The organism is Candidatus Paceibacterota bacterium (assembly GCA_035404205.1).
In the GTDB taxonomy this organism is placed as follows: Bacteria; Patescibacteriota; Minisyncoccia; order UBA6257; family JAVHQB01; genus JAVHQB01.
The window spans coordinates 1-2,205 of sequence record DAONGQ010000014.1 but is presented as its reverse complement, the minus strand read 5'-3'; the positions used below and the strand labels follow the sequence as shown (position 1 = coordinate 2,205).

At 43.6% G+C, this 2,205-nt stretch carries 1 rRNA gene (only partly in view); it reads right to left on the bottom strand.

Features of this window, described 5'->3' with window-relative positions:
• A 23S ribosomal RNA gene (locus PK547_02445) occupies positions 1-2,185 on the bottom strand (it extends 1,049 nt beyond the left edge of the window).
• Positions 2,186-2,205: the final 20 nt, after the last annotated feature.

Here is a 2,205-nt window from a genome sequence, read left to right as displayed (position 1 = left end):
ACCTTAGAACGGTTATAGTTACCGCTGTCATTGACCAGGGCTTAAAACACTCAGCTTCACCAACTTGCGTTAGCTAACCGGCATTCTTAACCTTCTGGCATCGGACAGGTATCAGCCCCTATACATAGTCTTATGACTTAGCAGGGACCTGTGTTTTTGTTAAACAGTCGCTTGATATCTTTAACTGCGCCCTTAATCTTACGATAAGGAAAGACATATTCCTAAGTTACGTCTGCTGTTTTGCCGAGTTCCTTAACGAGAAATCACTTGTTCACCTTGGGCTACTCGCCCCATTCACCTGTGTCGGTTTACGGTACGATTTAATTAATATTTGTTCACCTTGCGGAGAACCTTAGAGGTTTTTCTCGGAAGGCTCTACGATTGAGTTAGCCGGACAGAATCCGACCTTCTGACTGCAAACGAAGTTATCATTAAAGATAGCAAAGTGGATTTTCCTGCTTTGCGCTTCTCTTGCCCCCAATGTCAAACCATTAAGACACTCAATCTTTTTTCCTCCTTCCCCCCATCGTGTATTAATTAAGGACTGGAATATTAACCAGTTGTCCATCGGCTTCGGTTTTCGCCATCGCCTTAGGTACGCCTAACCCTGGGATGATTAACATTGCCCAGGAAACCTTGAATTTACGGTGGCCAGATTTCGCATCTGGCTTGCGGTTACTTGTGCCAACATTCTCTCTTCCTTAAGCTCCAGCTGCTCTCACGAGTCAACCTTCACTGCTTAAGAAATGCTCTCCTACCGAACGTACAATTCTTTCGAATTAACGTTCCCGCGTCTTCGGTACTTAGCTTGAGCCCTGTACGTTTTCGGCGCAATTTCCCAATCCATAAATGGATATGATAGTGAGTTGTTACACACTCTTTAAAGGATGGCTACCTCTGAGCCAACCTCCTAACTGTCTTCGGGAAATTACTACCTTAGACTGCACTTAGCTAAAATTTTGGGACCTTAGACTGCGATCAGGATTCTTTGCCTCTCGACCATGGAGCTTAGCCCCCACAGTCTGACTAGTTTGCATAACCCAATAGTATTCGGAGTTTAAATGGTATGCCGAGCTTTCGCCCATTACACACCAGCTAGTGCTCTACCCCTACTAGGATAACAAACCGCTAGTCGTAGAACTATTTCGGAGAGAACCAGCTATTACCAAGCTCGATTAGTTTTTCGCTTCTTACCACAAATCCTCCCATAGTTTTGCACGGCTAACGGGTTCGGGCCTCCCTCTGATTTTACTCAAAGTTCACCCTATTCATGGTAAGCTCGCCTGGCTTCGGGTCTTGCACTTGTTATTCTTCATCTTTTTTATTCTTCCTGGTATAAATATCAGTTAGAATAAAAAAGTGAAAACGCCCTATTAAGACTTGGTTTCCCTGTGCCTCCTCCCGCAGAGCGGGATTAAACAAAATAACAAACGCAAACTCGTTGGCTCATTCTTCAATAGGCACGCCGTGACTCCGCATATAGCGAAGCTCCGGCTCCTTGTAAGCAAAGTGGTTTCAGTTACTATTTCATCGCCCTCACCGGGCTGCTTTTCACCTTTCCCTCGCGGTACTTGTCCACTATCGGTCGCCAAAAGTATTTAGTCTTGGGTGACTTAACGACTTGCGTCATTAAGATTGTAGTTCACCCGAATTCATCAGACGCTTTCAGTCGCCTGACTACTCAAGAAATAATACACTGAAGTCATGATAAAGTTTTCGCATACGGGACTTTCACCCTCTATGGTCTTGCTTTCCAGCAGAATTCTGCTAACAAAATCATTATGTTAAAACTTCTTCTACCTTGCGGTAGAAAGGTATTACTCTTTTAACCCTTCCTTTCAACAATAAATTATTGAAAAAAAGTTTAGACTCCTCCCCTTTCACTCGCCGCTAATCAGGGAATAGATAACCACTAATAGCTATTGATTAAAATAAATTCTAATCAATAGGTTTAGTAGTTAAAAAATTCTTTTCTTTTCCTCCGGGTACTAAAATGTTTTGCTTCCCCGGGTATGCTTCCCAAATAAATTGGGATAATATAGGTTTGCTATATTGGGTTACCCCATTAGGAGATCTCCGGATCAAAGGCTGTTAAGCGCCTCCCCGAAGCATATCGCAGCTACACTACGTCCTTCATCGCCTTTTGGTGCCAAGGCATCCACCACTTGCTCTTAGTTTCTTTCCATCTTAAGCAAAACCCGCGTT